General features: G+C 36.1%; 20 protein-coding genes and 1 pseudogene. 3 read left to right on the forward strand and 18 right to left on the reverse strand.

Annotated elements, in window-relative coordinates; all coding sequences use genetic code 11:
- Positions 1-60: 60 nt before the first annotated feature.
- The 5 genes and pseudogenes from HMPREF1639_RS01300 to HMPREF1639_RS01315 all read right to left on the reverse strand — a co-directional run bounded on the left by HMPREF1639_RS01300 (position 61) and on the right by HMPREF1639_RS01315 (position 4,542).
- Positions 61-1,542, reverse strand: a complete 1,482-nt coding sequence (locus tag HMPREF1639_RS01300) for a UDP-N-acetylmuramoyl-L-alanyl-D-glutamate--2,6-diaminopimelate ligase (RefSeq protein WP_036762435.1) — start codon at positions 1,540-1,542, stop codon at positions 61-63.
- A gap of 25 nt (positions 1,543-1,567) precedes the next feature.
- Entirely contained in the window at positions 1,568-2,287 is a 720-nt protein-coding gene (locus tag HMPREF1639_RS01305) for an aspartate/glutamate racemase family protein (RefSeq protein ID WP_036762437.1), read from the reverse strand.
- A gap of 26 nt (positions 2,288-2,313) precedes the next feature.
- Entirely contained in the window at positions 2,314-3,531 is a 1,218-nt protein-coding gene (locus HMPREF1639_RS01310) for a carboxylate--amine ligase (protein ID WP_036762440.1), read from the reverse strand.
- Positions 3,532-3,646: 115 nt separating this feature from the next.
- Positions 3,647-3,775, reverse strand: a pseudogene (locus HMPREF1639_RS09190) (family 1 glycosylhydrolase); the annotation flags it as partial.
- A gap of 5 nt (positions 3,776-3,780) precedes the next feature.
- Complete coding sequence (locus HMPREF1639_RS01315; protein ID WP_036762442.1) at positions 3,781-4,542, reverse strand: putative ABC transporter permease; 762 nt, start codon at positions 4,540-4,542, stop codon at positions 3,781-3,783.
- 199 nt (positions 4,543-4,741) lie between these two features.
- Between HMPREF1639_RS01315 and HMPREF1639_RS01320 the strand changes: the two genes are divergently transcribed.
- Together HMPREF1639_RS01320 and HMPREF1639_RS01325 are read left to right on the forward strand one after the other, a co-directional pair.
- Positions 4,742-5,890, forward strand: coding sequence for a cation diffusion facilitator family transporter (locus HMPREF1639_RS01320; RefSeq protein WP_242847254.1), 1,149 nt, complete (start codon positions 4,742-4,744; stop codon positions 5,888-5,890).
- 20 nt (positions 5,891-5,910) lie between these two features.
- Entirely contained in the window at positions 5,911-6,510 is a 600-nt protein-coding gene (locus HMPREF1639_RS01325) for a Maf family protein (RefSeq protein ID WP_036762444.1), read from the forward strand.
- 193 nt (positions 6,511-6,703) lie between these two features.
- Here the strand turns inward: HMPREF1639_RS01325 and HMPREF1639_RS01330 are convergent, their stop codons facing one another.
- The 4 genes from HMPREF1639_RS01330 to HMPREF1639_RS01345 all read right to left on the reverse strand — a co-directional run bounded on the left by HMPREF1639_RS01330 (position 6,704) and on the right by HMPREF1639_RS01345 (position 16,025).
- Entirely contained in the window at positions 6,704-8,857 is a 2,154-nt protein-coding gene (locus HMPREF1639_RS01330; protein WP_036762446.1) for a PTS transporter subunit IIABC, read from the reverse strand.
- Positions 8,858-9,055: 198 nt separating this feature from the next.
- On the reverse strand, positions 9,056-9,904 hold the full coding sequence (gene licT, locus HMPREF1639_RS01335) for a BglG family transcription antiterminator LicT (protein ID WP_036762448.1): 849 nt from the start codon (positions 9,902-9,904) through the stop codon (positions 9,056-9,058).
- A gap of 200 nt (positions 9,905-10,104) precedes the next feature.
- Positions 10,105-13,638 carry a pyruvate:ferredoxin (flavodoxin) oxidoreductase gene (gene nifJ / locus HMPREF1639_RS01340; protein ID WP_036762450.1) on the reverse strand — a complete coding sequence of 1,178 codons (3,534 nt, stop codon included), beginning with the start codon at positions 13,636-13,638 and terminating at the stop codon, positions 10,105-10,107.
- A 626-nt stretch (positions 13,639-14,264) separates the two neighbouring features.
- Positions 14,265-16,025, reverse strand: coding sequence for a GAF domain-containing SpoIIE family protein phosphatase (locus HMPREF1639_RS01345; protein WP_036762451.1), 1,761 nt, complete (start codon positions 16,023-16,025; stop codon positions 14,265-14,267).
- A gap of 135 nt (positions 16,026-16,160) precedes the next feature.
- Here HMPREF1639_RS01345 and HMPREF1639_RS01350 point away from each other — a divergent pair, with 135 nt between their 5' ends.
- Positions 16,161-16,628 (forward strand): hypothetical protein, encoded by a 468-nt coding sequence (locus HMPREF1639_RS01350; RefSeq protein ID WP_036762453.1) that lies wholly within the window; start codon positions 16,161-16,163, stop codon positions 16,626-16,628.
- 195 nt (positions 16,629-16,823) lie between these two features.
- Here HMPREF1639_RS01350 and HMPREF1639_RS01355 read toward each other — a convergent pair whose 3' ends face one another.
- From HMPREF1639_RS01355 to HMPREF1639_RS01390, 9 genes are all read right to left on the reverse strand, one after another.
- Positions 16,824-18,014, reverse strand: a complete 1,191-nt coding sequence (locus tag HMPREF1639_RS01355) for an NAD(P)/FAD-dependent oxidoreductase (protein WP_052045369.1) — start codon at positions 18,012-18,014, stop codon at positions 16,824-16,826.
- A gap of 154 nt (positions 18,015-18,168) precedes the next feature.
- Positions 18,169-18,975, reverse strand: a complete 807-nt coding sequence (locus tag HMPREF1639_RS01360) for an HAD-IIB family hydrolase (protein ID WP_036762460.1) — start codon at positions 18,973-18,975, stop codon at positions 18,169-18,171.
- A 91-nt stretch (positions 18,976-19,066) separates the two neighbouring features.
- Entirely contained in the window at positions 19,067-19,597 is a 531-nt protein-coding gene (gene hpt, locus HMPREF1639_RS01365; protein WP_036762462.1) for a hypoxanthine phosphoribosyltransferase, read from the reverse strand.
- Positions 19,598-19,624: 27 nt separating this feature from the next.
- Positions 19,625-20,629 (reverse strand): aspartate--ammonia ligase, encoded by a 1,005-nt coding sequence (gene asnA, locus HMPREF1639_RS01370; RefSeq protein ID WP_036762463.1) that lies wholly within the window; start codon positions 20,627-20,629, stop codon positions 19,625-19,627.
- Positions 20,630-20,715: 86 nt separating this feature from the next.
- The gene (locus HMPREF1639_RS01375) at positions 20,716-21,936 is read right to left on the reverse strand and encodes a DUF3798 domain-containing protein (RefSeq protein WP_036762464.1); all 1,221 of its coding nucleotides are present in this window, start codon (positions 21,934-21,936) and stop codon (positions 20,716-20,718) included.
- A gap of 11 nt (positions 21,937-21,947) precedes the next feature.
- Positions 21,948-23,051, reverse strand: a complete 1,104-nt coding sequence (locus HMPREF1639_RS01380; protein ID WP_052045368.1) for a DUF3798 domain-containing protein — start codon at positions 23,049-23,051, stop codon at positions 21,948-21,950.
- 74 nt (positions 23,052-23,125) lie between these two features.
- Positions 23,126-24,148 (reverse strand): UDP-glucose 4-epimerase GalE, encoded by a 1,023-nt coding sequence (gene galE, locus HMPREF1639_RS01385; protein ID WP_036762466.1) that lies wholly within the window; start codon positions 24,146-24,148, stop codon positions 23,126-23,128.
- Between the two features lie 11 nt (positions 24,149-24,159).
- Positions 24,160-24,336: a hypothetical protein gene (locus tag HMPREF1639_RS09345; RefSeq protein WP_198021039.1), complete on the reverse strand. Its 177-nt coding sequence runs from the start codon at positions 24,334-24,336 to the stop codon at positions 24,160-24,162.
- A gap of 8 nt (positions 24,337-24,344) precedes the next feature.
- The gene (locus HMPREF1639_RS01390) at positions 24,345-26,324 is read right to left on the reverse strand and encodes a hypothetical protein (protein WP_036762467.1); all 1,980 of its coding nucleotides are present in this window, start codon (positions 26,322-26,324) and stop codon (positions 24,345-24,347) included.
- Positions 26,325-26,336 lie beyond the last annotated feature (12 nt).

The raw sequence follows: 26,336 nt of genomic DNA on the forward strand, positions 1-26,336 counted from the left end.
ATTTAGCGTTGGGAGAGAATTTTTTCTCTCACCAACGCTAAATATTATACAACCCTTATTTTATCTATTCTTAACTATTTCAATTGCCTTTAGGACTTCTGCCTTTTCGTCATAGAATACTCTCTGACCCTTTATTATCTGGTACTTTTCATGACCCTTGCCTGCCACTACTACCATGTCACCTGGCTTGGCTATTTCTATCCCCTTTAGTATGGCTTGTGGCCTGTCTACAATCTTGTATACCTGACACTTAGAATCTACAAATGACTCCCCTATATCGTTGATTATATCCATTGGGTCTTCATCATCTGGATTGTCTGTTGTTAGGATTGATACGTCACATAGTCTGGCTGCAACATCTCCCAATTCCTTCCTACGTAGGGCTGCCCTTCCCCCTATTGAGCCAAATATGCAAATCAACCTCTTTGGTTGGTACTTGAGTAGGGTTTCTAGGACATTTTCTAGGCTGACACCGTTATGGGCATAGTCTAGGACTACGGTAATGTTTAGTATAGATGGTAGGACTTGAACCCTTCCATCTACCTGGGCTGTAGAGAGTGCTAGCAGCATCTTGTCCTTATCAATGGTTAAATAATTTGCAGCAGCTATTACTGCTAGGGCATTGTATACACTGAATTCACCCGGTGATGCTATATGAGTCCTAGTAGTCTGACCATCCCTAGTCACATAGTCAAAATCTACACCCAGGCTAGTTTCTGTCCTTGTCAGACTAATATCCTGGGCCCTGTAGTCACTGTCTGCCTTGATAGAGAAGGTCTCTATGTCACAGTTTGCCTTATCAATCATATAGGCAGCATGGTCGTCATCTAGGTTGATGATACCATGTCTACATAGGGAGAATAACCTGGACTTGCAGTCCCTATAGTCTTCAAATGTTGGATGTTCTTTGGGACCAATGTGGTCAGGAGATAGGTTGGTATATATACCTATATCAAAATCTATGTGGTTTACCCTCTCCATCATCAGGCCTCCTGAAGATACTTCCATAGCAAGACATTTTACGCCTGCATCTACCATTTCTCTTATAGTCTTGTGTAGCTCATATGACTCTGGTGTTGTATTTATGGTCTTGCCTGCATAGTCATTGTAGAAGACCCCATTTGTCCCTATTACGCCTGTGTTTAGGCCCGACTTTGTCAAGACCGTCCTCAGGTAGTTTGTAATTGTAGTCTTGCCCTTGGTACCTGTCACACCGATTACCTTCAAGTCTCTTGATGGGTTGCCAAAGAAATTTGCTGAAATATGGGATAGGCAGTTCCTGCTATCATCTACAATTATCATAGTAGCATCCTCTGCAAGTTCCATATTGTCATTGACTACAAATACCCTACACCCCTTTTGGTAGGCTGAGTCTATATAGTCATGCCCATCTACTGTTTCGCCCTTTATTGCTACAAAGATCCCATTTTGGCTTGCCTTTCTGGAATCGTAGCATATATTGTCTATCTCACACTCTTTTAACTGGTCCTGACTCCTGTTTGATATATAGTCCAGACCTGCGAGTAATTCACTAAGTTTCATTTAGTCCACCCCTGTTTCTATTGACCTATATTTGATAGTCCTCTTTTAGTTTTCTACCTGCCTTCATTATTGTTGTCATGGCTAGAACCTCTGAAGAGTCCACAAAAAAGTCATTCGGAAGTTTTTCATCCTTTTTAATAATAGATAATTCTGTACAGCCTAGAATAGCACAGTCGCATCCTTGAGCTAGCAAGGCGTCTACAATCTCCTGGAACTGGCCCATATCAGCCTTTTTCCCTGCCTTTACCTGCTTGTAGATTATGTCCATTACACTTTCCTGGACTGAATCATTTGGCACATAGTAGTCCATTGACTGCTTGATGCACATATCTTGGTATAGGCCTGTCTTGATGTTGCCTGTTGTAGCCAGTATACCTATTTTCTTGTGGCCTTGTTTCTTGGCATGGGCAACTGTTTCTTCTATCATATTTATCAAGGGTACACCTATAGAATCTGCTATATCCTGATAGAAGTAGTGGGCAGTATTGCAGGTCAAGACCAAAAAGTCAGCCCCTGCCGCCTCCAATCTCTTGGCATCCCTACATATATATTCCAGTGGACTGGCATCTGAGGACCCCACTATATAGGCTGTCCTGTCAGGTGTAGTCGCCCTGTTCATTATTATCATATCTAGGTGGTCCTGGTCTATCCTGGCATCTGTCATCTCAACTACCATATCATAAAAATAGACAGTTGCCATTGGGCCCAAGCCCCCCAAGACACCTACAGTTATATCTTTTTTCATATTTTTCTCCGTTTGTAAATTATTGCCTAGTATTTTTTACAATACTTGTTGAATTTCTTCTTCTGGTTTAGACCATACAAGAATAGGTAAAACCTCCTCTTGAAGTTGCCCTTTAGGTCATAATCGTATCCAAATGAGCTGGCTGACTTGCCTTGGGCTACAAGGTCCTTGCACCTTTTAACCAGTGACTTGTCCTTGACAAAGTCATATACTACTGAATTTGGTATTACGTGCCAGTAGAATGGATCCTTCTGTATCTTTAGGTCCATTTCCTTATTGTATATCTTGTCCTCTACTACATACCTAGCTATATTGTTGCCGCTAGATGTAACGTAGAAGTTACTCCTACCCTGTCTTAGGTTGATTTCAAATACCTTGAATTTTCCGTCCCTGTCATCATACTTGATGTCGAAGTTAGAAAAACCTACATAGCCTATTTCCTCTAGGAACTTTTTATACTTGTCCATCAGCTCTTCTTCGTATTCTGTGATGATGGCAGCATGGTTGCCTATTCCCTTAGGAGTATGTTCCTCTAATAGGACATGGCCTAGACACATCATCTTGACCTTGGCATTCTGGTCTGAATAACAAGTCAAAACCCTCATATGGTCATCTTCACCAGGTATAAAGTCCTGGATAATCATACTCTTTTCATAGCCATGTGAATATACATCAGATATTATCTGGTTGAACTCTTCTTCACTATGGGCTACATAGGCCTTGTTCATACCTTCAAATGGATGTTGGAAGAAGGATATACTATCAGAGGCCTTGACTATAATTGGGTACATAAAGCCAAAGTCCCTAGTCTGGTCCCCCTTGTTGTATATATAGGTCTTTGGATAATCCAAGCCGTATTCCTCGCATACAGCATAGAAGGATTCCTTCTCAACCAGCCTATTTTTTAGGTCTGCATCTATATAGGGAAGTACAAAGGCATCCTTTAACTGGTCCTTTTTGTCTATTATTAGTTCTGCGTATTCATCCGTACATCCCATTAGGATTAGCTTGACGTCAGCTGGATGCTTCTTGGCCTCATCCAAAAGTATATCGACAAACTTGTCAGGGTCTGTAATATCAGGAGTCACCCTAAAATCTATAATCTTGCTGTCCTTAGTCGCACCTAAGTAGTATCTACCAAAGGCAATCGACCTTAGTCCGTATTCCTCATGAAAGGCCCTTGCAACACTGTAGCAGTTCAGGTCTCCACCACACAAAATTGGCTGTATTTTTATATTCTCCATTATCTACACCTCGTTTATAATTAATCTAATTAAATTTAGTCAATAGCTCATATATACAATAAATATAATAACTTAAAAAGTTAATATTTGCAAGGTTTCTATACTCATTTGACTCTTAAATAAGCTGGCCATTAGACTCAATAACAGTCTCATACCAGTAGAAGGACTTTTTCCTAGACCTCGCTAGGCTTCCTGAACCGTCATCATTCCTATCTACATAAATAAAGCCATACCTCTTTTCTAGCTAGGCTATTTTGACTGCCACTCGTCAAATTTATCTCTCAACTCAAGAAAAACATCCCTATACCTGTTCTCTTTAATATTCGGGAAGGCAGAAAAAATTCTTTTTTCCCTAGCTGTAAACTTGGATATCAAAAGAGACTTATCCATGACATTTAATGTCCTATCAGCTACTTCCTCTCCTATTTTGTCACTGACCTTATAAATGTCCTCTCTCATTTCACTCAATAGCTTCAACTTCCTGTTAAACTTTAGTATAGATTGAACAGTAGATATTAGATCAATTATAAAAATAATTAAAAATAGTATATCTACTACCATCAATAACTGAATCGGTATCAAGGATACCATATTGACCATACTGGTATGTATGTCTCTTACAAGTATTATGCCTCCTACACCCCAGTATAGTAGGAATTCCAGACATACATATCCGCCTAGATTAAATTTGTTGTCCGAGTAATCCCACCACCTCTTATGAAATAGTTTATCTAGTATAAGACCCGCCAAATATTCTAAAAAGGTACATATTAAGGCCGAACTCAAAAATAAAATTAATGTTTTATCTCTATACGGAAAAAGTAAATAGGTCAACAATACCGAACCAAAACCGTATATAGGGCAAATAGTGCCTGCCAGCATGCCTCTATTTACAAACTTTCCCTGCTTTACAACATGATAGACTACTTCAACTATCCAACCAATAAAGGCGTATATGAAAAAGTATAGAATCCATGTAAGAATATGATTGTTTTCAAGTAATAAATGCATTTTCTCCTCCTATATCTATCTAAATCTATAAGGTATATTATATCTCAAATATCTATCTAAACCTATAAAGTATATTATATCTCAAATACCTAATTTAAACTAACATTATTAAAAATATTGTTATATATGCAAAAAAAGTGGTATTATATATACTAAGGTTATTATCAATCGATAATCTAATGATAAGGAGGTTATGAAATTGAATACAGAACAAATTAAAATACCTAATCAAAATAATTCAACTAAAATAGATAATAGGGAAACTAGGATCATGAGGGCATCTATAATCGGTATCATAGTAAATATAGCCCTTGCTGTAACAAAAATTATACTTGGTATATTTACAAACTCAATAGCAATTACATCAGATGCCATGAACAACTTTACAGACTCGTCATCGTCAATAATCACCATAGTTGGAACCAAGCTTTCACTAAAAAAGGAAGATGAAAAGCACCCCTTTGGTCACGGTAGGATTGAATACCTCACTAGCATGGTTATAGCAATAATAGTCATAGTTACAGGTATACAGGTACTTATCAGCTCTGTCAAAGGATTTTTTAATCCCTCACAAACAAGCTACACCCTAATAAGTTTGCTTATAATGGTTATTACAGTTATAACTAAAATTATACTTGGCTGCTACACTGAAAACCTTGGTAATAAGGTTAATTCGGGAGCCCTTGTAGGATCTGGTAAGGATGCAAAAAATGATGCTATTATAACTAGCTTGACTGTAATATCTGCCCTAGCCAACATATTCTTTAAAGTTCAGTTGGATGCCTATGCTGGTGCCATCATATCAATTTTTATTATAAAAACTGGTATAGATATACTTTTAGATTCTGTCAACAAGATACTTGGAATAAAGATAGACCCTAGCACTACAGATGAAATAAGAAATTTAGTAAAATCTCAGGATGGTATACTTGGAGCCCATGACCTGATAATACATAACTATGGTCCAGTCTACAATATGGGATCTATAAATGTCGAGCTTGACCATGAGACTCAGGTTGGAGACATCTACCCAACCCTTCATAGGCTACAGACAGAAATCTATAATAGATTTAATATATATCTTACATTCGGTTTCTATTCTGTGAACAAAAACCATGGAACTGCTAAGGCACTTATGGATATAATAAATGAATATATTTCCAAAAACTCACACTGCCTAGGATATCATGGTTTATTTATAGATGAAGAAGCCAAATCAATATACTTTGACCTCCTACTCGACTATTCTACTGACGAGGATTTGGTAAGAAATGAAGTTCAAGAGCTTGTCAAAGATAAGTACATAGGTTATAATGTGAATATAAATATTGACACCAAATTTATATAGATTTAGAGAAAGGAATAAAAATGAATAAGATAATACTAGCTAGTAAATCGCCTAGGAGAATAGAACTCCTAAAAATGTGCCAAGTAGAATTTAGGTCTATGGTTGCAGATATAGATGAAGATGCTATAAAGGACCAAGTCCTTTCAGAATCAAGTGGCCAAGATACCTTCCATATAGCAGACAGGTTGACTAAAAAACTAGCCTATGAAAAGGCCAAGGCCATACACGACCACTACCCTCATGCCATAGTCATAGGGTCTGATACCCTAGTCGTTACCTACAATTCTATACTAGGTAAACCAAAAGACCAGGATGATGCCTACAATATGCTCAAGGACCTATCAGGCCAGGTACACAGGGTCTACACAGGAGTCAGCATAATAGGACCAGACCAGGAGTATAATTTTACTAACTTCGCCCAGGTAAGATTCTATGACTGGGATTCAAATATGGAAAACATTGTAAGAGACTATATAGCTACTGGCTCTCCAATGGACAAGGCAGGTGCCTATGGTATACAGGACATGGGAGCCTTATTGGTAGAATCTATAGATGGTGATTATTACACTATAATGGGCCTTCCTATTGCCCAGCTATATAGAAAACTTAAGATACTGTAAATTATACAATAAATCAAATAGCTTTTTCCACATAAATTCTGAAAAGTATATTTAAATGTAAATCAAAAGGGAGGCAAGACATTCATTTTTCTGTTCTTAGAATGTCTTCCTCCCTTTGCTTGAATAAGCATGTTTATAGTCTATAGAGACTTATTTATTAATATTATCCGACCTACAAGTAGGTATATAGTCTTTACTTACAAACTACTCTGTCCTTCTGTCCAGCCTGAACCTGTCCTGGCTGAAGTTCTATCTTCTTGCTAGCATCTAGGTTAGTGAAGATTACTGGAGTAACTGTAGCGTATCCTTTTGACTGGAATAGGGCCTTGTCCATATGAGCTAGCTTGTCACCAGCCTGAACCTTCTGTCCCATCTGACAGAATACTTCAAATCCTTGGCCTTCCATCTTAACAGTATCTATACCCATGTGGATTAATACTTCAAGACCATCTTCTGTAGCTATTATTATGGCGTGCTTAGTTGGGAATATCATTCCTACTTCACCACTTACTGGAGCATATATATCACCATCAGCAGATTCTACGGCGAATCCTTCACCCATCAACTTCTGTGAAAATACATCATCTGGAACCTGAGATAGGTCTAGTAGTTCTCCATTTGCTGGTGCTACTATTTCCATACTAGACTGACCAAGGTCAACCTTCTTTTCTTCTTCAAGCATCACACCTTCGCTTAACTTACCGGCAGCCAACATATCCCCATAAGCATCTTCAATATTAGATCTTTCCAAGTATTCTTCAAGGTTAGACTTTATGATTGTTACCCTAGGACCATATATTACCTGTACACCTGCTCCTGCCTTTACTACACCAGCAGCACCAGTTGCCTTCAAGACATCATCCTTAACAAGTCCCGAATCCTTTACAGTACACCTTAATCTAGTGATACAGCAATCAACTGATTCTATATTAGACTTTCCACCAAGACCATGGACTATAGCCATTGATAGATCATCATCTGCATTTGTAGATTTGTCTTCCTTAGCCTTTTCGTCCTTTTTTGCATTTACATCGGCCTTAGTATAAAGCTTAACTTCTGCATTGTCATCTTCTTCCCTACCTGGAGTCTTTAGGTTGAACTTCTTGATTAGGAAGCTAAATAGGAAGTAGTAAACTACAAAGTAACCTATACCAACTAGGACAATCATAAACCAATTTGTTCTAGCATTACCTGGTAGTATACCGAATAGAGTCATATCTATCAGACCACCAGAGAATGTCATACCAACACCAACCTTGAATATATGCATCAACATATATGCTGCACCTGCAAATATACAGTGGATTAAGTATAGGAATGGAGCAACGAATAAGAATGTAAATTCTATTGGCTCAGTGATACCTGTTAATACTGATGTAAGAGCAGCTGAGAATAATAGACCTCCAACGATCTTTCTCTTTTCTGGCTTAGCTGTTCTGTACATAGCAAGAGCTGCACCTGGTAAAGCAAATATCATTAGTGGGAACTTACCAGACATAAATCTAGTAGCTTCTACACTGAATATTGATGTATTAGGGTCAGCTAGCTGGGCAAAGAATATGTTCTGTGCACCCTCTATCATCTTGCCACCAACTTCCATTGTACCACCAACTGATGTCTGCCAGAATGGTAGGTAGAATACGTGGTGTAGACCAAATGGTATAAGTATTCTTTCCATGAAACCATATACCCAAGTACCAAAGTAACCAGATACTCTAACTATTTCACCAACACCGTTGATACCCATCTGAACTTTTGGCCATACATAGAACATGATGATACCTACAACTAGGTAGACAACAGCTGATATGATTGGCACAAACTTTGTACCAGCAAAGAAAGATAGTGATTGTGGTAATTCTATCTTGTAGAACTTGTTGTGTAGGTAGGCAACACCTAGACCTACTATAATACCACCGAACACACCCATCTGTAATGACTCAATACCAACTGTAGTAGCTACAGAACCTGCCAACATCTTGTCTGCCCCACCATGAACTGTAATCATGGCACCTATAGCAGCATGCATGATAAAGAAGGCAAGTGCACCAGCAAGTGCAGCAACGGCCTTTTCTGCCTTGGCCATACCTATAGCAACACCCATGGCGAATAGGATTGGCAAGTTACCAAATACTATGCTACCTGCATCGTTCATAACTGTAAGTATTGAGTTGGCAAAAGTACCAGGCCCTAATACTCCCGTCAAATTATAGGCTTCCAACATCGTAGTATTGGTGAATGAGCCACCTATACCAAGGAAAAGCCCTGCAACTGGTAGAATTGCTATCGGAAGCATGAAAGATCTACCAATTCTCTGTAAAACTTCGAAAATTTTACCCTTGTTCATAATAACCTCCTAAAAAATAATATTTAAATATATATGACATCAACTTCTTTCAAACTAGCTGTCCTAAAGAGAATCAAATAAAAAGACTTAAGCATATAGGAATATATGATTATTCGAATACCAAATAAAAGTGGTTCAAATACACTTCATAATATACCTATACACCTAAGTCTTGCCTTCTTCAGTAACAACCTTAGCTTATAAGATTTTTTTTGTGACTCTATCAATATGTAGGGTTAAATATAATTTCTCATCATTACCAATTTCATAAAAATAATTATTCAAGATATACTCATTTATCTTTTCTACACACCTATAGGCCTCATCATATTTATTTTTAACTAATTCCAATAAATCATCGTTATTGTCGTCCAACCTCTTGTTCAAGAGTACCCTCTTTGCAAAAAACCTTACATGGGTAACCAAACGATCATAATCCAGATCATCTTCCTTATATTCTATTTTATAATAATATCTAATAATATTCAAGACATCTTTCAAAATTTTTAAAACTTTTATATCTTCCTGATACTTCTCGGAATTTCCCTGGTAGTATGAATTTATTATATGGATGGCTATAAAACCGGCCTCATCCTCAGGCATATCTATAGAAAATTTACTATTTAAGTAATCTACTGCCAACTTACCGGCTTCAAACTCCCTCTTATATACCCTCTTTATTTCATACAGAAAAGTATTCCTAACAATTATACCCTCATTAAACCTCTTGATAGCGAAAGCTATATGGTCTGTAAGAGACAAGTATATATACTTATAAAGGTCTTCTCCCAGGAACTTTTCAATTTTACCTATTATTTCGTTAGTAGCCTCAAATATATCTGGATCTATCTCCTCAGCTAAAGCTATCAGCCTCTTTTTGACACTGGTATCATCAGATATAAATTTCTTTTCCACCTTATCTACATCAACATCCATGCCTTTTTTCTTTTGGAAGCCTAGACCCTTGCCTGTTAGAATATATTCTCTATTTTTTAATTCATCATATACCAGCACCACATTGTTGTTTAGTACTTGCTTTATTAACATATTCTATACCTCCACGTTAATGTATAATACCCCTATCCATAATATCTTACCATAAAGAATGACTTTTTGCATATTTTTTTGATTTTTTTGATAAATCCCAAATTTTTCTACAACTATGACGCAAGGTGTCCACATCCAAATACCAAAAAATAGTAAAGGCCATGCCAACATAGTCGACACAGCCTTCACACTACTTATTCTTATCTATCTGCCATTGCTTTATAGCCTTCGTATCTTTCTCTAGCATTTTGTTCTGCAAGAGCGAATAATTCTTCACTTTCTTCTGGGAACATCTTAGCTATTGAAGCATATCTATTCTGACCCATGATGAACTCTCTGAATGACTCAGTTGGTTCCTTAGAATCTAGGATAAATGGATTCTTACCTTCAGCCTTTAGCTCTGGGTTAAACCTGTATAGGTGCCAGTATCCGCACTTAACTGCATCAGCCTCGTTTTCTACTGATTTACCCATACCCTTCTTAATACCATGGTTGATACATGGAGCATAAGCTATTATTAGAGATGGTCCCTTGTGCTTTTCAGCTTCTAGGATAGCCTTTAGTACGTGGTTCTTGTCAGCACCGATAGCAACCTGTGCAACGTATACGTTACCGTAAGTAGCAGCCATCATACCAAGGTCTTTCTTCTTAGATCTCTTACCAGCTGCAGCAAACTTAGCCATTGCAGCTACTGGAGTAGCCTTAGAAGACTGTCCACCTGTGTTAGAGTAAACTTCTGTATCGAATACCAATACGTTGATATCTTCACCTGAAGCCAATACATGGTCTAGACCACCGTAACCGATGTCGTATGCCCAACCGTCTCCACCAAGAATCCAGTTAGATCTCTTAACAAAGTAATCCTTTAATTCTGCCAACTGACCTGCAAGCTCTACAAACTGGCCTTCAGCAAGATACTTGTCTACAAGAGCTTCAAATGCATTACTTGTAGCAATAGTTGTGTCACCGTTGAACATATTAGCAAGGTAGTCGTTTACTATAGCCTTGTCAGCTTCTGGGGCAAGATTTACTAGCTCTTCTGCTAGTGACTTAACTCTATTTCTTAACTGCTTAACACCTAGGTACATACCATATCCGTATTCAGCATTATCTTCGAACAATGAGTTTGCCCAAGATGGACCCTTACCTTCGTGGTTAACTGTGTAAGGAGTTGATGGAGCTGAAGCACCCCAGATTGATGAACAACCTGTAGCATTTGCAACCATCATTCTTGGTCCAAATAACTGAGTTACAAGCTTCATATAAGCTGTTTCACCACAACCTGCACATGCGCCTGAGAACTCAAGAAGTGGCTGTCTGAACTGTGATCCCTTAACTGTAGTTGGAGCCATTACGTCTGGCTTAGCTGATACCTTTTCAAAGTCAGTTGCAAAGTACCAGTTAGCTTCCTGAGCTTCCTTCTGTTCTTCCATAGGCTTCATTACTAGAGCCTTAGTCTTGGCTGGACAGATGTCAGCACAGTTACCACAACCTGTACAGTCCATAGCTGATACCTGGATTCTGTACTGTAGACCTTCTAGTCCCTTACCAGCAGCCTTCTTAGTTTCAAATCCTTCTGGAGCATTAGCTACTTCTTCTTCTGTTAGTAGGAATGGTCTAATTGCAGCATGAGGACATACTAGTGAACACTGGTTACACTGGATACAGTTGTCTATCTGCCATTCAGGAACGTCAACAGCTATACATCTCTTTTCATATGCTGCTGTACCCTGAGGGAAGTGACCATCTTCACGACCGTTGAATGCTGATACTGGTAGAGAGTTACCTTCTACAGCTGTCATTGGTCTAAGGATATTCTTGATGAACTCTGGTTCACCGATTGTAGCCATTTCTGCTTCGTCAACTGCATCAGCCCAAGCAGCAGGTACATCTATCTTAACTAGGGCATTTATACCCTTTTCAACTGCTTCGTTGTTCATGTTTACGATCTTGTCACCCTTCTTACCGTAAGTCTTCTTTATAGAATCCTTCAAGTAAGCTACTGCATCTTCTACTGGTATTATATCTGCCAATTTAAAGAATGCTGACTGACAAATCATGTTTATTCTATTTCCTAATCCTATTTCCTTAGCTATGTTTACAGCATCTAGAGTATAGAATTCTATTTCGTTTCTAGCTATATATCTCTTAAGAGTAGCTGGTAGGTTGGCATCTAATTCTTCTGGAGACCAGATAGTATTAAGTACGAATGTACCACCCTTTCTCAAGCCCTTGATTACATCATACTGGTGTACATAGCTCTGCTTGTGACAGGCAATGTAATCTGCTGCATCAAGTAGGTAAGTTGATCTGATTGGAGTATCACCAAATCTTAAGTGAGACATTGTAATACCACCAGACTTCTTAGAGTCATAGTCAAAGTAAGCCTGTACATACTTGTCAGTGTTGTCACCGATGATCTTTATAGCCTGCTTGTTGGCACCTACAGTACCATCAGAACCTAGACCCCAGAACTTACATCTTACTGTACCTGGATGAGCTATTGTAACTTCCTTGCTAGCCTTGATTGAGTGATGAGTCACATCATCAACTATGCTTAGAGTAAATCTATCCTTTGGCTGGTCTGAAGTCAAGTTTTCAAATGCTGCCAATAGGTCAGTTGGTATAGTATCCTTTGATCCTAGACCATATCTACCACCTATAATAATTGGGGCATTTTCTCTACCATAGTAAATATCTCTTACATCTAGGTATAGAGGTTCTCCATTTGCACCTGGTTCCTTAGTTCTATCCAATACAACTATTCTTTCAACAGTCTTTGGCATAGCTGCTAGGAAGTGGTCCTGAGAGAATGGTCTGTAAAGGTGAACCTTAACTATACCGTACTTACCACCATCAGCGTTTAACAGGTCTATTAATTCTTCAGCTGCTTCTGTAACTGAACCCATAGCTACCATTACATACTTGGCATCTTCTGCACCATAGTAATCAAATAGACCGTGCTTTCTTCCTGTCATTTCTGACATCTTGTCCATGTATTTTTCAACTATACCAATCATGTTGTCATAGTACTTGTTTGATGCTTCTCTAGCCTGGAAGTAGATGTCAGGGTTCTGAGCAGTACCTCTAGTTACTGGTGAATTTGGAGAAAGTGATCTATCTCTGAATTCCTTAACAGCATCAAAGTTCAATAACTTAGCATAGTCTTCATTTTCAAATAATTCAACCTTCTGTATTTCGTGAGATGTTCTAAATCCATCGAAGAAATGTATGAAAGGTAGTCTACCTTCAATTGCTGCATAGTGGGCTACTGGAGCTATATCTGCAACTTCCTGAACAGAACCAGATGCCAATAGACAACATCCTGTCATTCTAGCTGACATAACGTCCTGGTGGTCACCGAATATTGATAGTGCCTGAGCTGCTAATGCTCTTGCAGATACGTGGAATACACCTGGTAGTAATTCACCTGCACACTTGTACATATTAGGTAACATTAATAGAAGACCCTGAGATGCAGTATATGTTGAAGTAAGTGCACCTGCTGCCAATGAACCGTGGAAAGCACCTGCTGCTCCACCTTCAGACTGCATTTCTACTACTTCTACAACCTGACCGAAAATATTCTTTCTTCCCTGTGATGCCCATTCGTCAACAACTTCTGCCATTGTAGATGATGGAGTGATTGGGTAAATAGCAGCTACATCTGTAAAGCTATAAGATACATGAGCAGCAGCTGTATTACCGTCAACTGTTTTCATAAATTTAGCCATTTTTTTCCTCCTTAAGAAAATAAGAATAAGTATATTGTTTCTTGTATACAATATGGAACACACAAATACACCTATAAGTAGTAGTCCATTTATGATGAATATATAATTTAATTATACATCCTCCAAGAATATATCCTATACTAGTCGCATTTGATAATGCAAAAACAGTCTATTAGTATGTCCTATATTAATTAATAAAATTCACAATTAGATTTTCTGAGAAAACTTTTTAAAGTATTTCTTTATTTCTAACCGTTTAGACTCATTATACTAAAAAAAAACCAAAAAATCAACTTAATAATAAAAATTCATTTGTCTAAATATAGTCATTTAAAATGTCTAATTTATATATATTTTACACATTCTGTTTACAGTAACTTGACATCTTTTATTTTTTTTATTCTGGATAATCATTGTGTAATAATATTAAATATATATCCCAAAATAGCCAACTTTTTTAAACTTTTATATTTTTTACATAAAAAAACAAGCTAATTGATGTTAAACAATTAACTTGTTTTTGGTTAAGCCCTACGAAATGAAGTTTCAATTGATATTTTTGTTATCATTTGATATTCTTGTCAGGCATATATAAATAATATGCAAATAAGGCATAAAATAAAATTCTATTTAATAACTACCAAAAGAATATCGTCCCTCTTCTCTTCATCATAGGTATTTTCCTTTATTGTAGTGTCTAGTATATTCAAAAATTCCTCCTTATCATCATCGATATGGTCTATGAAAAACTTTTCCAATTTTGACACACCAAACTCTTGCCCATCTGCATTTTTTAATTCAACTATACCATCAGTAAATAAAAGCATACCCTTTGTATCCTTTATATCAAGAGACATATTTTCATACTTTGTATCATCTAGTATACCAACAGGTATCCCCCTCTTGTCATCTTCGAAATGCATTAGTCTATAATCCTGATCAACCATTATTGGCAAGTAGTGACCTGCATTCGATATAGTTAGCATTTTTGTATTCTTATTGATTGTCCCAACCAAGGCTGTTGAGTAAACACTCATCTTGTCAAACTCATCGTACAGGTACTTGTTAATTTTGGTTAATAACTCGGCAGGAGTATCTACATAACTAACTAAGGCATTAAAGGCCCCTTTCATCGTAGCTACTATGTAATTTGATATTATCCCATGCCCCATCACATCTGCAATTATAAATACTATATGATCGTTGGTTTCTATAGCATAGTGAAAGTCTCCACCAACCACCTTAGCTGACTTGTGATAGTAAAAAATTTCCTTGCCATTGACAGTTTTTACATTATTTTGTTTCATAATGAGTTCTTGCTGGCGTTTTAATACATTTAGTTCATTGTCTATATTCCTATGCTTTTCATCATTCAGAGTATACTCATAAGACTGCATACTCATACCTATTTGCCTAGATAGGGCTGACAAGGTATTTTGATCATCCTTGGTATATTTTTTTCCACTGATGCACCATAAAATAAGCTGTGTCTTTGAATCTATTATCAGTTTGTAGTAAAGGTAGTACCTAGCATTTTTGCCATTGGATTTAGCCAATTCTTCACTCTCTCCAAAGGCAGATATCTTGTTGGCCCTGATTATATATGGCATCATCTTATTCATATAATTAGACTCTTCAATAGGCTCAACTATGCTTATCTTCTGCCCCACAACATCACCCCTACTGCCAAGATTATATATATTCAATAGGCAATAAGTACTATTGGTAGTATCTTGAAGTATAACTGCCATCCTTCTAAGATAATCATACATATCTTTTGTGGAGTATAACTGTTTTGATGCATTATTCAAGCTACTAACTGAATTTCTAAGTTTATTTATCAACTTACTAATGCCACTATTTTTCTGAGTAATGGAAATTGACAGAGTCATAAGTGATGCAACCTGTGTAATAAAGTCTATATCGTCATCAGTCAAAAAGTCACTTTCCCGCAGGTAACAAGTCATAAAACCAACAGTCTTGTGGTTTATAACAAATGGAAAAACTGCCCTTCCAACATAATTTTCTTTGCTGGCAAGTTCAACTTCCTTGCCTGCCCTAGGGTCCTCAAGTATATTATCAACAACAATTACCTTTTGATTGTCAACTGCTTCATGAATATATTCTGGATATGTATCAAAATCTATCTTAGCACCATATTTTTTATCTGGATTAAATAATTGAGGTATATACTCAAGCGTTGCTGAACAAACTAGGTGTGCATAATTATAGTCATTTCCATAAAAAAGATTTACACAGGCCTTTGTTGGATGTACAACATTAAGCATCTTGCTAATTATTAAGTCTTTAACCTCGTAAAAGCTATCGGCACTTGTTACAATCTTGGTTATCTCAACAAGATTTTTCATTCTCTCAATATTACTCATAAGACTCCTCCCTAGTAGATATTATGTTTATTATACTATATTTTTAGAAAAAATAGTGATTTTTGTAAACTATTTATTAGTATTAACTAGCTTTTTTTATTTTTTTATTGTAAAATTAAAGTAGAGGTGATGCTGATGAAGTTTTTAGATCTTAGTTTGAAAAACCGTTACGACATCTATACCCGTACTAAAAAGGTTCTGAGGAAGTACCAGAAAGGAATCATATCAGGTAAATTAACAGCCGATAAGTTTGCTGACAACATGTTAAAAGATGAATCTATGACGACTTATTTGAATGAAATAGGAATAGTTGTATCAGACTTCAGAGATGCCTATAAGGAATATGTCCAGACACTTATCACAATACAAAATGATTGTTTGACATACCACAGGCAAAAAGTGACTTCCTATTATTCAAGAAAGGCTGATTATACCAGCATTTTTAAATTAAATTCCATATTGGCTGACAGTGGATATAATCTTTCCATACCTGCCCAGTATTTGACAGAATGGGACGTGGATTGTATTAAAAAATTTTTAGAAACGGGTAATATAGATATTGGAAACGAAAAAATCTATAACTATATAGGTAGAGATATATAATTATATTAATAGCTATAATTTTATTGTAAAACCACATTATAACATTAGCCTTATCTTGTTGTTTTTTCGGAAATATAACAAAGGCTAATAAGAGGTCATTCATGTCTTCCACTTTGATATGCCTCCAGTACAGGTCTAGCCTGACTCACTGGGGTCAAATCAATCTGGAAGACAAGGATGGCCTCTTACTAATTTTTACTGGGCACTATTTATTCCTGCCAAATAGCCTGTAGAAAATGCTATTTGAAGGTTGTAGCCACCAGTAAATCCATTTATGTCCAAAATTTCTCCAGCAAAATATAAACCCTCTACTAGTTTGGATTCCATTGTACTTGGGTTAACCTCTTTGACTGATATTCCACCTTCAGTTACAATTGCTTCTTCAATGGGTCTTAACCTTTTTATATCGTATTCTACACCCTTTATAAGCCCTAGTAGTATATGCCTTTCTTCTTTTGATACCTGGTGAACCGGTTTTTTTCTATCTATTCCTGTTTTGTATACTATATAGTCAATCATCTTCTTAGGAAGTAGGTCCTTTAAAGATTTTTCAAATGGTTTGTTTGAATATTTTTCAAAGTCTCTCAAAATTCTAGCATCTAATTTTTCATATGTTAGAGCAGGCTTTAAATCCAAAACTATTTTATAGTTATTTTTTTGAAAGTTATCCATATAACATGACGCAGATTTAATAATAGGGCCATCTATACCATAGTCCCTATATTCCAACTCACCAAAATCTTCATATATCTTCTTACCATTCTTGTAGAGGTTTATAGAAATATTTCTAAGATTAAGGCCCACTAATTCCTCGGAAATAGGCTCTCTAGTCTCTAAACCTACCAAAGCAGGATAAAGGTCAGTAATACTATGGCCACACTTCTTAGCCATTATATAGCCATCTCCAGTTGAACCCGTCAAAGGATAGGACTTGCCCCCCGTAGTTACTATTACTCTATCAGCCATCATTTTTGTTCCATTAGACAAAACTACACCTTTGACTTTTTCATCCTCTAGAATTATATTTTTTACTGTAGAGGATGTCTTGACCCTAACATTTTTACTGTCCAACATTTTCTCCATAGTCTTAACAACGTCAATTGACTTGTCACTAACTGGAAACACCCTATTACCTCTTTCAGTCTTTAACTTCAAACCAAAAGATTCAAACAAGTCTATCAGATTGTCATTGGTAAAGGAATACAGAGAACTATACATGAAATTACCATTTCTATATATATTATTGATTATAGTCTCTAAATCAGAAGCGTTAGTCAAATTGCACCTACCCTTACCGCTTATCCTTATCTTTCTTCCGAGCATCTTATTTTTTTCTAAAATAGTGACACTAGCCCCTTCTTTTGCTGCAAAATATCCAGCCATCATACCGGCAGCTCCTCCACCTATTACTACAACTTTTTTATCCACTTATAATCTCCTCTTATTCGCCATCGTCTGGCAAAATCCATAATTTTTTATATATTTATCTACCAGCAAACACAGAATATTATCCCTATTTTCTCGTCTAAACCATAATAATTTAGTCTATCCAACCAAAATGCCTACAAGCATATTCTATGCCGCCGTCATCTGCATCCTTGGTTACAAAATCAGCAATTTCCTTTAACTCTTTGACTGCATTGCCCATAGCGATTGATGTCCACTCTGGCCTAAACATCTTGATATCATTGGTATTGTCTCCAAAAACAACCACATCCTGGTCCTCTATACCCATCAGGTCCATGACCTTTCTGATACCTAAAGACTTGTCATCTGGCTCTATGATTATATAGCTTGGACTATATCTGGTATAAGTTACATTTTTCAAAGCATCCAGTTTGCTCTCTAGCTCCACATCTATACATGCAAAGCCCTTAAACACGTCTTTTACCTTTCTAATATCTAAATCCCGATCTATAATTGTATCCATATAGTTTTTGGTTTCCCGCTTCATGATATCATAAAATCTCTTGTCTTTAGTATGCCATACCCTTTCATCTGCTAGGCAGATAGCCCAAGGTATATTATTTTCTTCAAACACATCAACTATATCTATCATCATCTGTTTATCAAGAGGCTTTATATCTATCTTGCCATCTAAAACAGTCCCATACCCTCCATCTGTAACCATATTACTTATACCGAACTGGTCACAAAAATCCTTGGCCATAGTATACATTCTGCCAGTAGCTACACTTATAAAGTGGCCATTTTCTTTTAGCTTGTTCAAGGCATACTCAGTTGACTCAGGTATATATCTAGGCATGCCAATAGCAATAGTTCCATCTATATCGAAAAAGAAGTATTTCTTCCTCGAGTCCTTATTACTTTCTCTAATATTTCCCATTAACTTCACCTTCCCATATATAAAAAGACTGTAACCTAATTATATCATATCAGGTACAGTCCTTATATATTATCAAAAAATATTTATTCAATTAATCTTCTACATCTTCAACTATTGCTATATAAGGAAGGTTCCTATACTTTTCATCATAGTCAATACCGTATCCAACTATAAATTTATCTTCAATTATATATCCTACATAGTCTACATCTATATCCACCTTTTTTCTAGCAGGCTTGTTTAATAGGGTACATAGCTTTAGACTCTTTGGTTCCCTAGTCATAAGAGTATCATAAAGATTTCTAAGAGTTATACCAGAGTCTATAATGTCTTCAACAATCAAGACATTCTTGTCCTTTATGTCAACGTCAAGGTCTTTTAAAATCTTTACTGTACCAGATGATTCTGTCCCACTTCCATAGCTAGACACACTCATAAAGTCTATATTTACATTTAGATTTATCTTTCTCATCAAATCTGCTACAAATACACTCGCTCCTTTTAATATACCTACCAATAAAAGGTCCTGTCCCTTGTAGTCCTCTTCAATCTGTCTAGCCAATTCTTCAACCTTGCTAGCTATTTCTTCTTGGCTAAACATAACACCAGTTAACTTATACATACTGCCTCCAAAATTCTATACAAATAATTATAGTAGGTGGATGCCTGCCTTAGCACAATCCTTGATCATGCCATTTGGCCATATACCTACCTGAACTTCACCTATATGAGCCTTCCTAAGGAAGAACATGCATATTCTTGATTGACCTATGCCACCACCTATTGTATATGGTAAGTTTCCATTTAGTAGCTCTCTATGGTAGTCACATGACTTTCTATCCTCTGCACCTGCTATCTCTAGCTGCCTAGTTAGAGACTCCTCATCTACCCTAATACCCATTGATGATAATTCTATTACATCATCAAGGACTGGATTGTAGAATAGCAAGTCACCGTTCAAGTCCCAATCGTCGTAGTCTGGAGATCTACCGTCATGCTTTTCGCCTGACTCCAAGACACTGCCTATCCCCTTCAAAAATACTGCCTTGTGTCTTCTCACTATAGCCCTCTCCTTTTCCTTTGGAGTAAGGTTTGGCCATTCATTTTCTAATTCCTGGCTAGTTACAAAAGTTATCCTTTCAGGTAGTAGTGGTGTGAACTGTGGATACATACTTAGTATATATTCATCAGCCCTCTTAAATACATCATATATTTTTTCAACTATCCAAACTAGCTTTTCAGGTGTCCTATCCTCTTTTTTGATTTGGTATTCCCAGTCCCACTGGTCAACATACAATGAATGTAGGTTGTCTAATTCCTCATCTTTTCTAATTGCATTCATATCAGCATATATACCTTCGTACATAGGTATATTATATTTCTTTATTGCCATCCTCTTCCATTTTGCTAAAGACTGAACTATTTCTGCCTTCTTGTTTATAAATGGAACTATAAAGCTTACAGGAGTTTCTACTCCATTCAAGTTATCGTTAGTACCTGTTTCTGGTAGGACAAAAAGAGGTGAAGATACTCTTAGTAGGTTCAACTCCTTACTCAATTCTTCTTGAAAAAAGTCCTTTAGTTTCTTTATTGCCTTTTGCGTTTCTAAAACGTCTAAATCACATTTATAGTCATCTGGTATAATCATTACCATATTTCTACCTCCATCAAATCAATATATAAATAATATTTTCATTATACTTTTTAGTATGCTATTTGTCAATCTCAAAGATATCTAAACTAATAAATATATGGGTCTGGATCTACCTGCTTGTAGTTCTTTGTACCCTTGCTAACATTAGAAAAAGCTGCATTAAGCTTAATCCTAAATGTAGATATTTTTTCTAGAAAGTATGGATTATAGCATTTTTCTATGTCAGTACCCTTTCCGGTGATATTTACAGCAAGTTCTAATGCCATCCTTAGGGTATGATTTTTAGGGTCTGCGCTAGATGAGCCCATTCTATTGCCTGAATCGTTGATTCTAGACAAGAAAGTAGACACCTGAGAATTTAAGTATGCATACTCATACCTTTGCCTGTGTATATATTTAATGCTATACTTGTCCAATATATCGGCAAGTTTATTAGGTTGGGATAGTTCAGCTACATAGAAATTATTCTCTGTAATTCTACTAATCAAAATATCATCTATAAGTTTACTAGTAGGGTAGTAGTTTACCTTGTCACCATATTTCTTGGTCATTTCATCTATAAGATTAGACACATATGCAACTTTTTCATTGGCTTCTAATTTAGGTAGACTTACCTCTTCATATGCCATGCCGTATGATTTTGTTTCACTATCTAGACCATCCAAGTTTAATTTTACAGATGCTGACAAGTTGTCATCGACTATAGCTATCGTCCTCTCTGCTCCCAAAGTTCTCGCCAATTCAGCTATTCTCTTAGTACGGTCTGGTTGAGCAGTCTTAAAGTTCATATCAAAAGTATCCATCAAGTCCCTTGTGCCAGCGGCCACATCCTTAGTCTTATTGTCAGTGGTATTTTTATCGATACTTGTAGCCTGATCAGCAGATACTAGAAGCATGTCTTTTCTGGATTTTTTAAGTTCCTTCAAAGCAGATATAATATTAGGATCTGAAGTAGATACTACTAGACCCTTAATTTCCCTATTTTCCTTTATCTTGTCTAGGACACGTTTTTTATCCTTTTCATAGTTTGTCATATCCTTATTAGGCAAATGATAGTCGACTATTTGAGCCTTGGTCAACTTGTTCTTTTTTTTGACACCATATTGTTCTTTTATAGCCATAGATGCATCATAAGCTTCAAAATCATCCTTCTTACTATCTGTAAGGATAGCTACACTTGCCTCATTGTCTGAATCAGAGTCCAAAATTTCCTTTTTCACCTTGTTGTCACCAGAACAGGCAGTCAAGGACACTAGAAGGCTTGCAAGACCGGTAAACAAACATATTTTTTTAAATATACTATTCATAAGTGTCCTCCTTAATAAATTCTAGTTAAAAAAGTCAGTTTCCTGAAATATCCGTATGAAATCCCCATGCTATCAAAATTCAAACCTAGATTTAGATCTGTGTTGGCCCTGTTTAATATAGTTGAATTTGAATAACACTCCTCCAATGTAAAATTCTTTTCGTACATATAATTAGCTACCTCTGCAACTAATTCTGTAACTACTGCCTTTCTCGATTCAGATATACCAGCCACCTTATTTTTTAGCCCTTTACTGGCAAGTTTTTTGGAAATTTCCTTATCGAAGTCTTCTCTATTTTTAAATTTCTCCATAGAATCACTAGCCAACTTCTTTGCCAACAATTCGCCATCATTTTCTGAATTTATATTTGGCAATATAAACCTACTCTTGATAACATTATCTAAGCAAAACTCAGAATACTTTTCTTCAGACGGATAAATAGCAGTGGTAGACTTAGTTTGTTCATCCATAGCATCTAACTTTTTTTGTAAGTCGCCATAATCTTCACCAACCTCTTCTACGGAAAACTTCATATTGTATTTTTCAGCAGCTAGCCTCGCCTTATTTATATCCTCTATAAATCCTCTTGTAGATGCCTTTTCTTTTGAAATAATATAAATAAAGTTATCTGCCGACATCTCCTTGGCTGTGATAACAGACTCTCTACCAGAATACATATATTCCAAAAGACCAATATCTATATTCTTATCCTTAATTACCATATGCTTGTCCTCTGAAGATAATTCACCAATACCATCAGCTATTGTAATTACACCTGGTAATTTATTTTTAACCCCTTTAAATACAGGCTCTAGTCCCTTTTTATTTGTGGATATCAGAAGAACCTTAACATTTTTATCAATACTGTTGACTATCTTATCAATATGTTTCTTTTCAAAATCACCTTTAATATTAGGTAAATAGTTAATCGCCAACTTACCACTAGCAAGGTACTTGGGGTCAATTTTAGCCCCCTTATCCATATATACAGTTATACCTGCCTTGTTACTAGTCATATCCAAATTGTCTTTTTTTGCATTTTCACCCTTTTTGCAAGCTGTCAAACTGACCACCATCACAAGAGCCAAGCAAGGCATCATCAATTTTTTTAACATTCTGCACCTCTTTAGTTTTACATATATTTCTAAATTATATATATTTGACTCAAAATACTAAATCAAATATTGTGCTATTCTTCATAACCTCTAGGATTGTTTTTTTGCCATCTCCAAGAGTCCTGACACATCCTGTCTATATCGTATTCAGCAGACCATCCTAGTTCTCTCTCAGCCTTTGAAGAATCCGCATATGTCATGTCTATATCGCCATCTCTTCTTGGACCAATCTTGTATGGTATTTCCCTACCACAAGCCTTAGAAAATGACTCGATCAACTCCATTACACTATAACCACGTCCTGTGCCCAGATTGTAATAATCTACGCCGACCTGGTCTTTAAATAATTTTTCTATAGCCTTTATATGACCCTTAGCCAGATCAACCACATGTATATAGTCTCTCACACCTGTACCATCCTTTGTCCTGTAGTCATTACCAAATACATTTATATGTGGCAATTCTCCTACGGCAACCTTGGTCAAATATGGCATAATATTAGCAGGTATTCCTGTGCAATCTTCTCCTATCATGCCTGACTCATGGGCTCCAATTGGGTTGAAGTATCTCAATACTATAGCGTTCAAGTCTCTATTAGCAAACCAAGCATCCTTTATTATCTTCTCACCCATCAACTTTGTAGTACCATATGGGTTTGTAGTAGATAATCTATGATCTTCCTTAGCTGGCAAATCCTCAATATCCAAGTCACCGTACACAGTAGCAGATGAACTAAATACAAAGTTATGTACACCGTACTTAGCCATAATAGACAACATATTAATTAATGAAAGTAAATTGTTGTCATAGTATTTAAGTGGATTGGCCACAGAATCACCGACTGCCTTGTATGCAGCAAAGTCTACAACAGCATCTATATCATTCTCTTTAAATATATTTTCCAAGTCAGCCGATCTAGTATCCATTTCATAAAACTTTACTGTCTTTGATGATATTTTTTCTATCCTATCAATAACAGTATGATAACTATTAGATAGGTTGTCTACTATAACAACACCATAACCAGACTTCAATAGTTCAACTGCAGTATGACTACCAATATAACCTGCTCCACCAGCCAATAAAATATTTTTCATCTGCTTACCTCCTATACCAACTTGCTAGTAACATCCGGATCAACTATTTCTATAATATTGTCCCTATCAATATTCGTACCTTCTACCAACAATTCATCTAAATCAATTTCCCTGTATTTAACACTTTTTTCCCTAGCCACAAAATTACACAACCTGTACTCCTTGGCCATTATCTCATCTATTAACATAAGCCCTCCTACCTATAGCCACCAGTGAAGTAATAATCACTGTCTATCTTCATACTAGCAAACTTCATAAGAGAATATAAATCCTCAATTATATCCTTCCTTAAGATCCTCGATTCCTTATTCATGTTAAACTGTCTGAAGATATGAGTAGATTTTATCCTCTCCATCAGCTCAATTTTTAGCTCTGCCTCATCAAGCTGCCTGTAATTTGGATAAAAACTATAATATGTTTCAAATACTATTTTTACAGTCTTGGCTACATAGTGTGGCAACAAATTATAAATCAAGTGCCCAAGCTTCTTGTAGGCCATGTCTATATGTAGGTCAATCTGATATATCTGGGCTTCTTTTAGCATCCTAATACTAGACCTTCTCATTTCCTCTGGTAATAGCATGTATGAAACCTTGTCTATGATGGCTATAATTCCATTTATATCCATCTTTATATCATTTCTCAAATCAAAGAAGTGCCTCTGAAGTCTTGAGATTTGACTAAGGTCACAAGTCCTATTCATAGACTTGAAGTACCTTTCTTCACTCCTCTCCAAAATATCAGACATATGGACTGTTATTAAATCTATATTACTAAGTTGATCCTGAAGGTCACTATAAAGGTAGTTTAGAAAATCGACCTTAGTAGCCAAGTCAATATTGCTATTCATCATATAAGAATACTTACTGTTCATATGATAGATATGGCCAAAGAAATTAAATATAACCATATCAGATACAGACTTTATCCAATTGTCATATACCTCATCAAGGTCTGTAGTCTCTAGCAAGGACTTTTGATATTCAGAAAATATATTTGCTGATAGGTCTGTAATTATCTCCCTCTTTAGGTTCATAACTACAAACTTGTCCTTGTACTTTATTTCTACGCCTACAAAGCCTTCATTTTCAAACTCATCTTCATTTACCGAAATATTTGATATAGTTCTTTTTTCTATATCCAGTATACACTTGTCTTCTGACTTCATTATAGATACGTACTCATCATCTATTTCTATAAAAAATGGTCTGAACTCCCTAGAAAAACCGATCGACTTATTTTCTATAGCCTTTAAGGAATCAAATCCAACCCTCTCAGCAGATTGACCATCGATATAAAGGTTAAATACATCCTGTCCGTCATAAACTATGTAATTACAATCCCCGATATAATAACTAGTAAAAGATGATCTTTCCTTACATACTAACTCTTTCTTATCCTTTTTTTCATATAAGACATATAGGTCTTCATGCCTAATCAAAAACATATTTTTATTTAGGTACTCCTTAGCCCTCAGTCTACCAGATACCTTGCAAAATACTATTGGATCCTGAGGAGGTAATACACCTATCTTAGAATTATTTTTGACAATTTCGTCTATATTCCTTGGAAGAGTAGTCTTTTGTATACTCCCCATAAAGCTTATATTTCTGTATACTTTAGATTGAAAATCAACATAAAAATATCCTCTAATATTTATCATATTATCAATATTGTTGTAGGATTCAAGATCATGCAGGTTAAATTCAAACCTCTTACCCCTACTTACAAATACCAACCTGCTATCATCATGCTCTAAAATACCAGTGTATAGGTCTCCGTCTGCATTCATAATTAGGTTCTTGCCCTCTATATCAAATATAAATTTTTTTGAGTTTTGTCCTATTTTGACCAATTCAAACAAGTCCAAGACCATTATCAGGGATGGATATACCCTATAAGATTCTCCATCCTTGACCCTGACAAATGGTATAGAATCTGCAATAATATTTACGCTATCACCATCTAATTCCGTATATAACTTTTGACCTTCCTTTGAAAAATCATAGAATATATAATCTTCTTTTTCCCCTTGTAAAGAATCAACCTTGGAAACATAAATGTTTCCAAGGTTAGTAAATTGCAGGTACTTATCTTCAAGGTTAAAGTCAATTAGTCCATTTAAGCTATATCCAGATTTTATTTTAAATACTACTTTTTCACTATCTTTTAGCAAAATCTGTGACCC

Source organism: Peptostreptococcus sp. MV1, from assembly GCF_000758885.1.
Lineage (GTDB): Bacteria > Bacillota > Clostridia > Peptostreptococcales > Peptostreptococcaceae > Peptostreptococcus.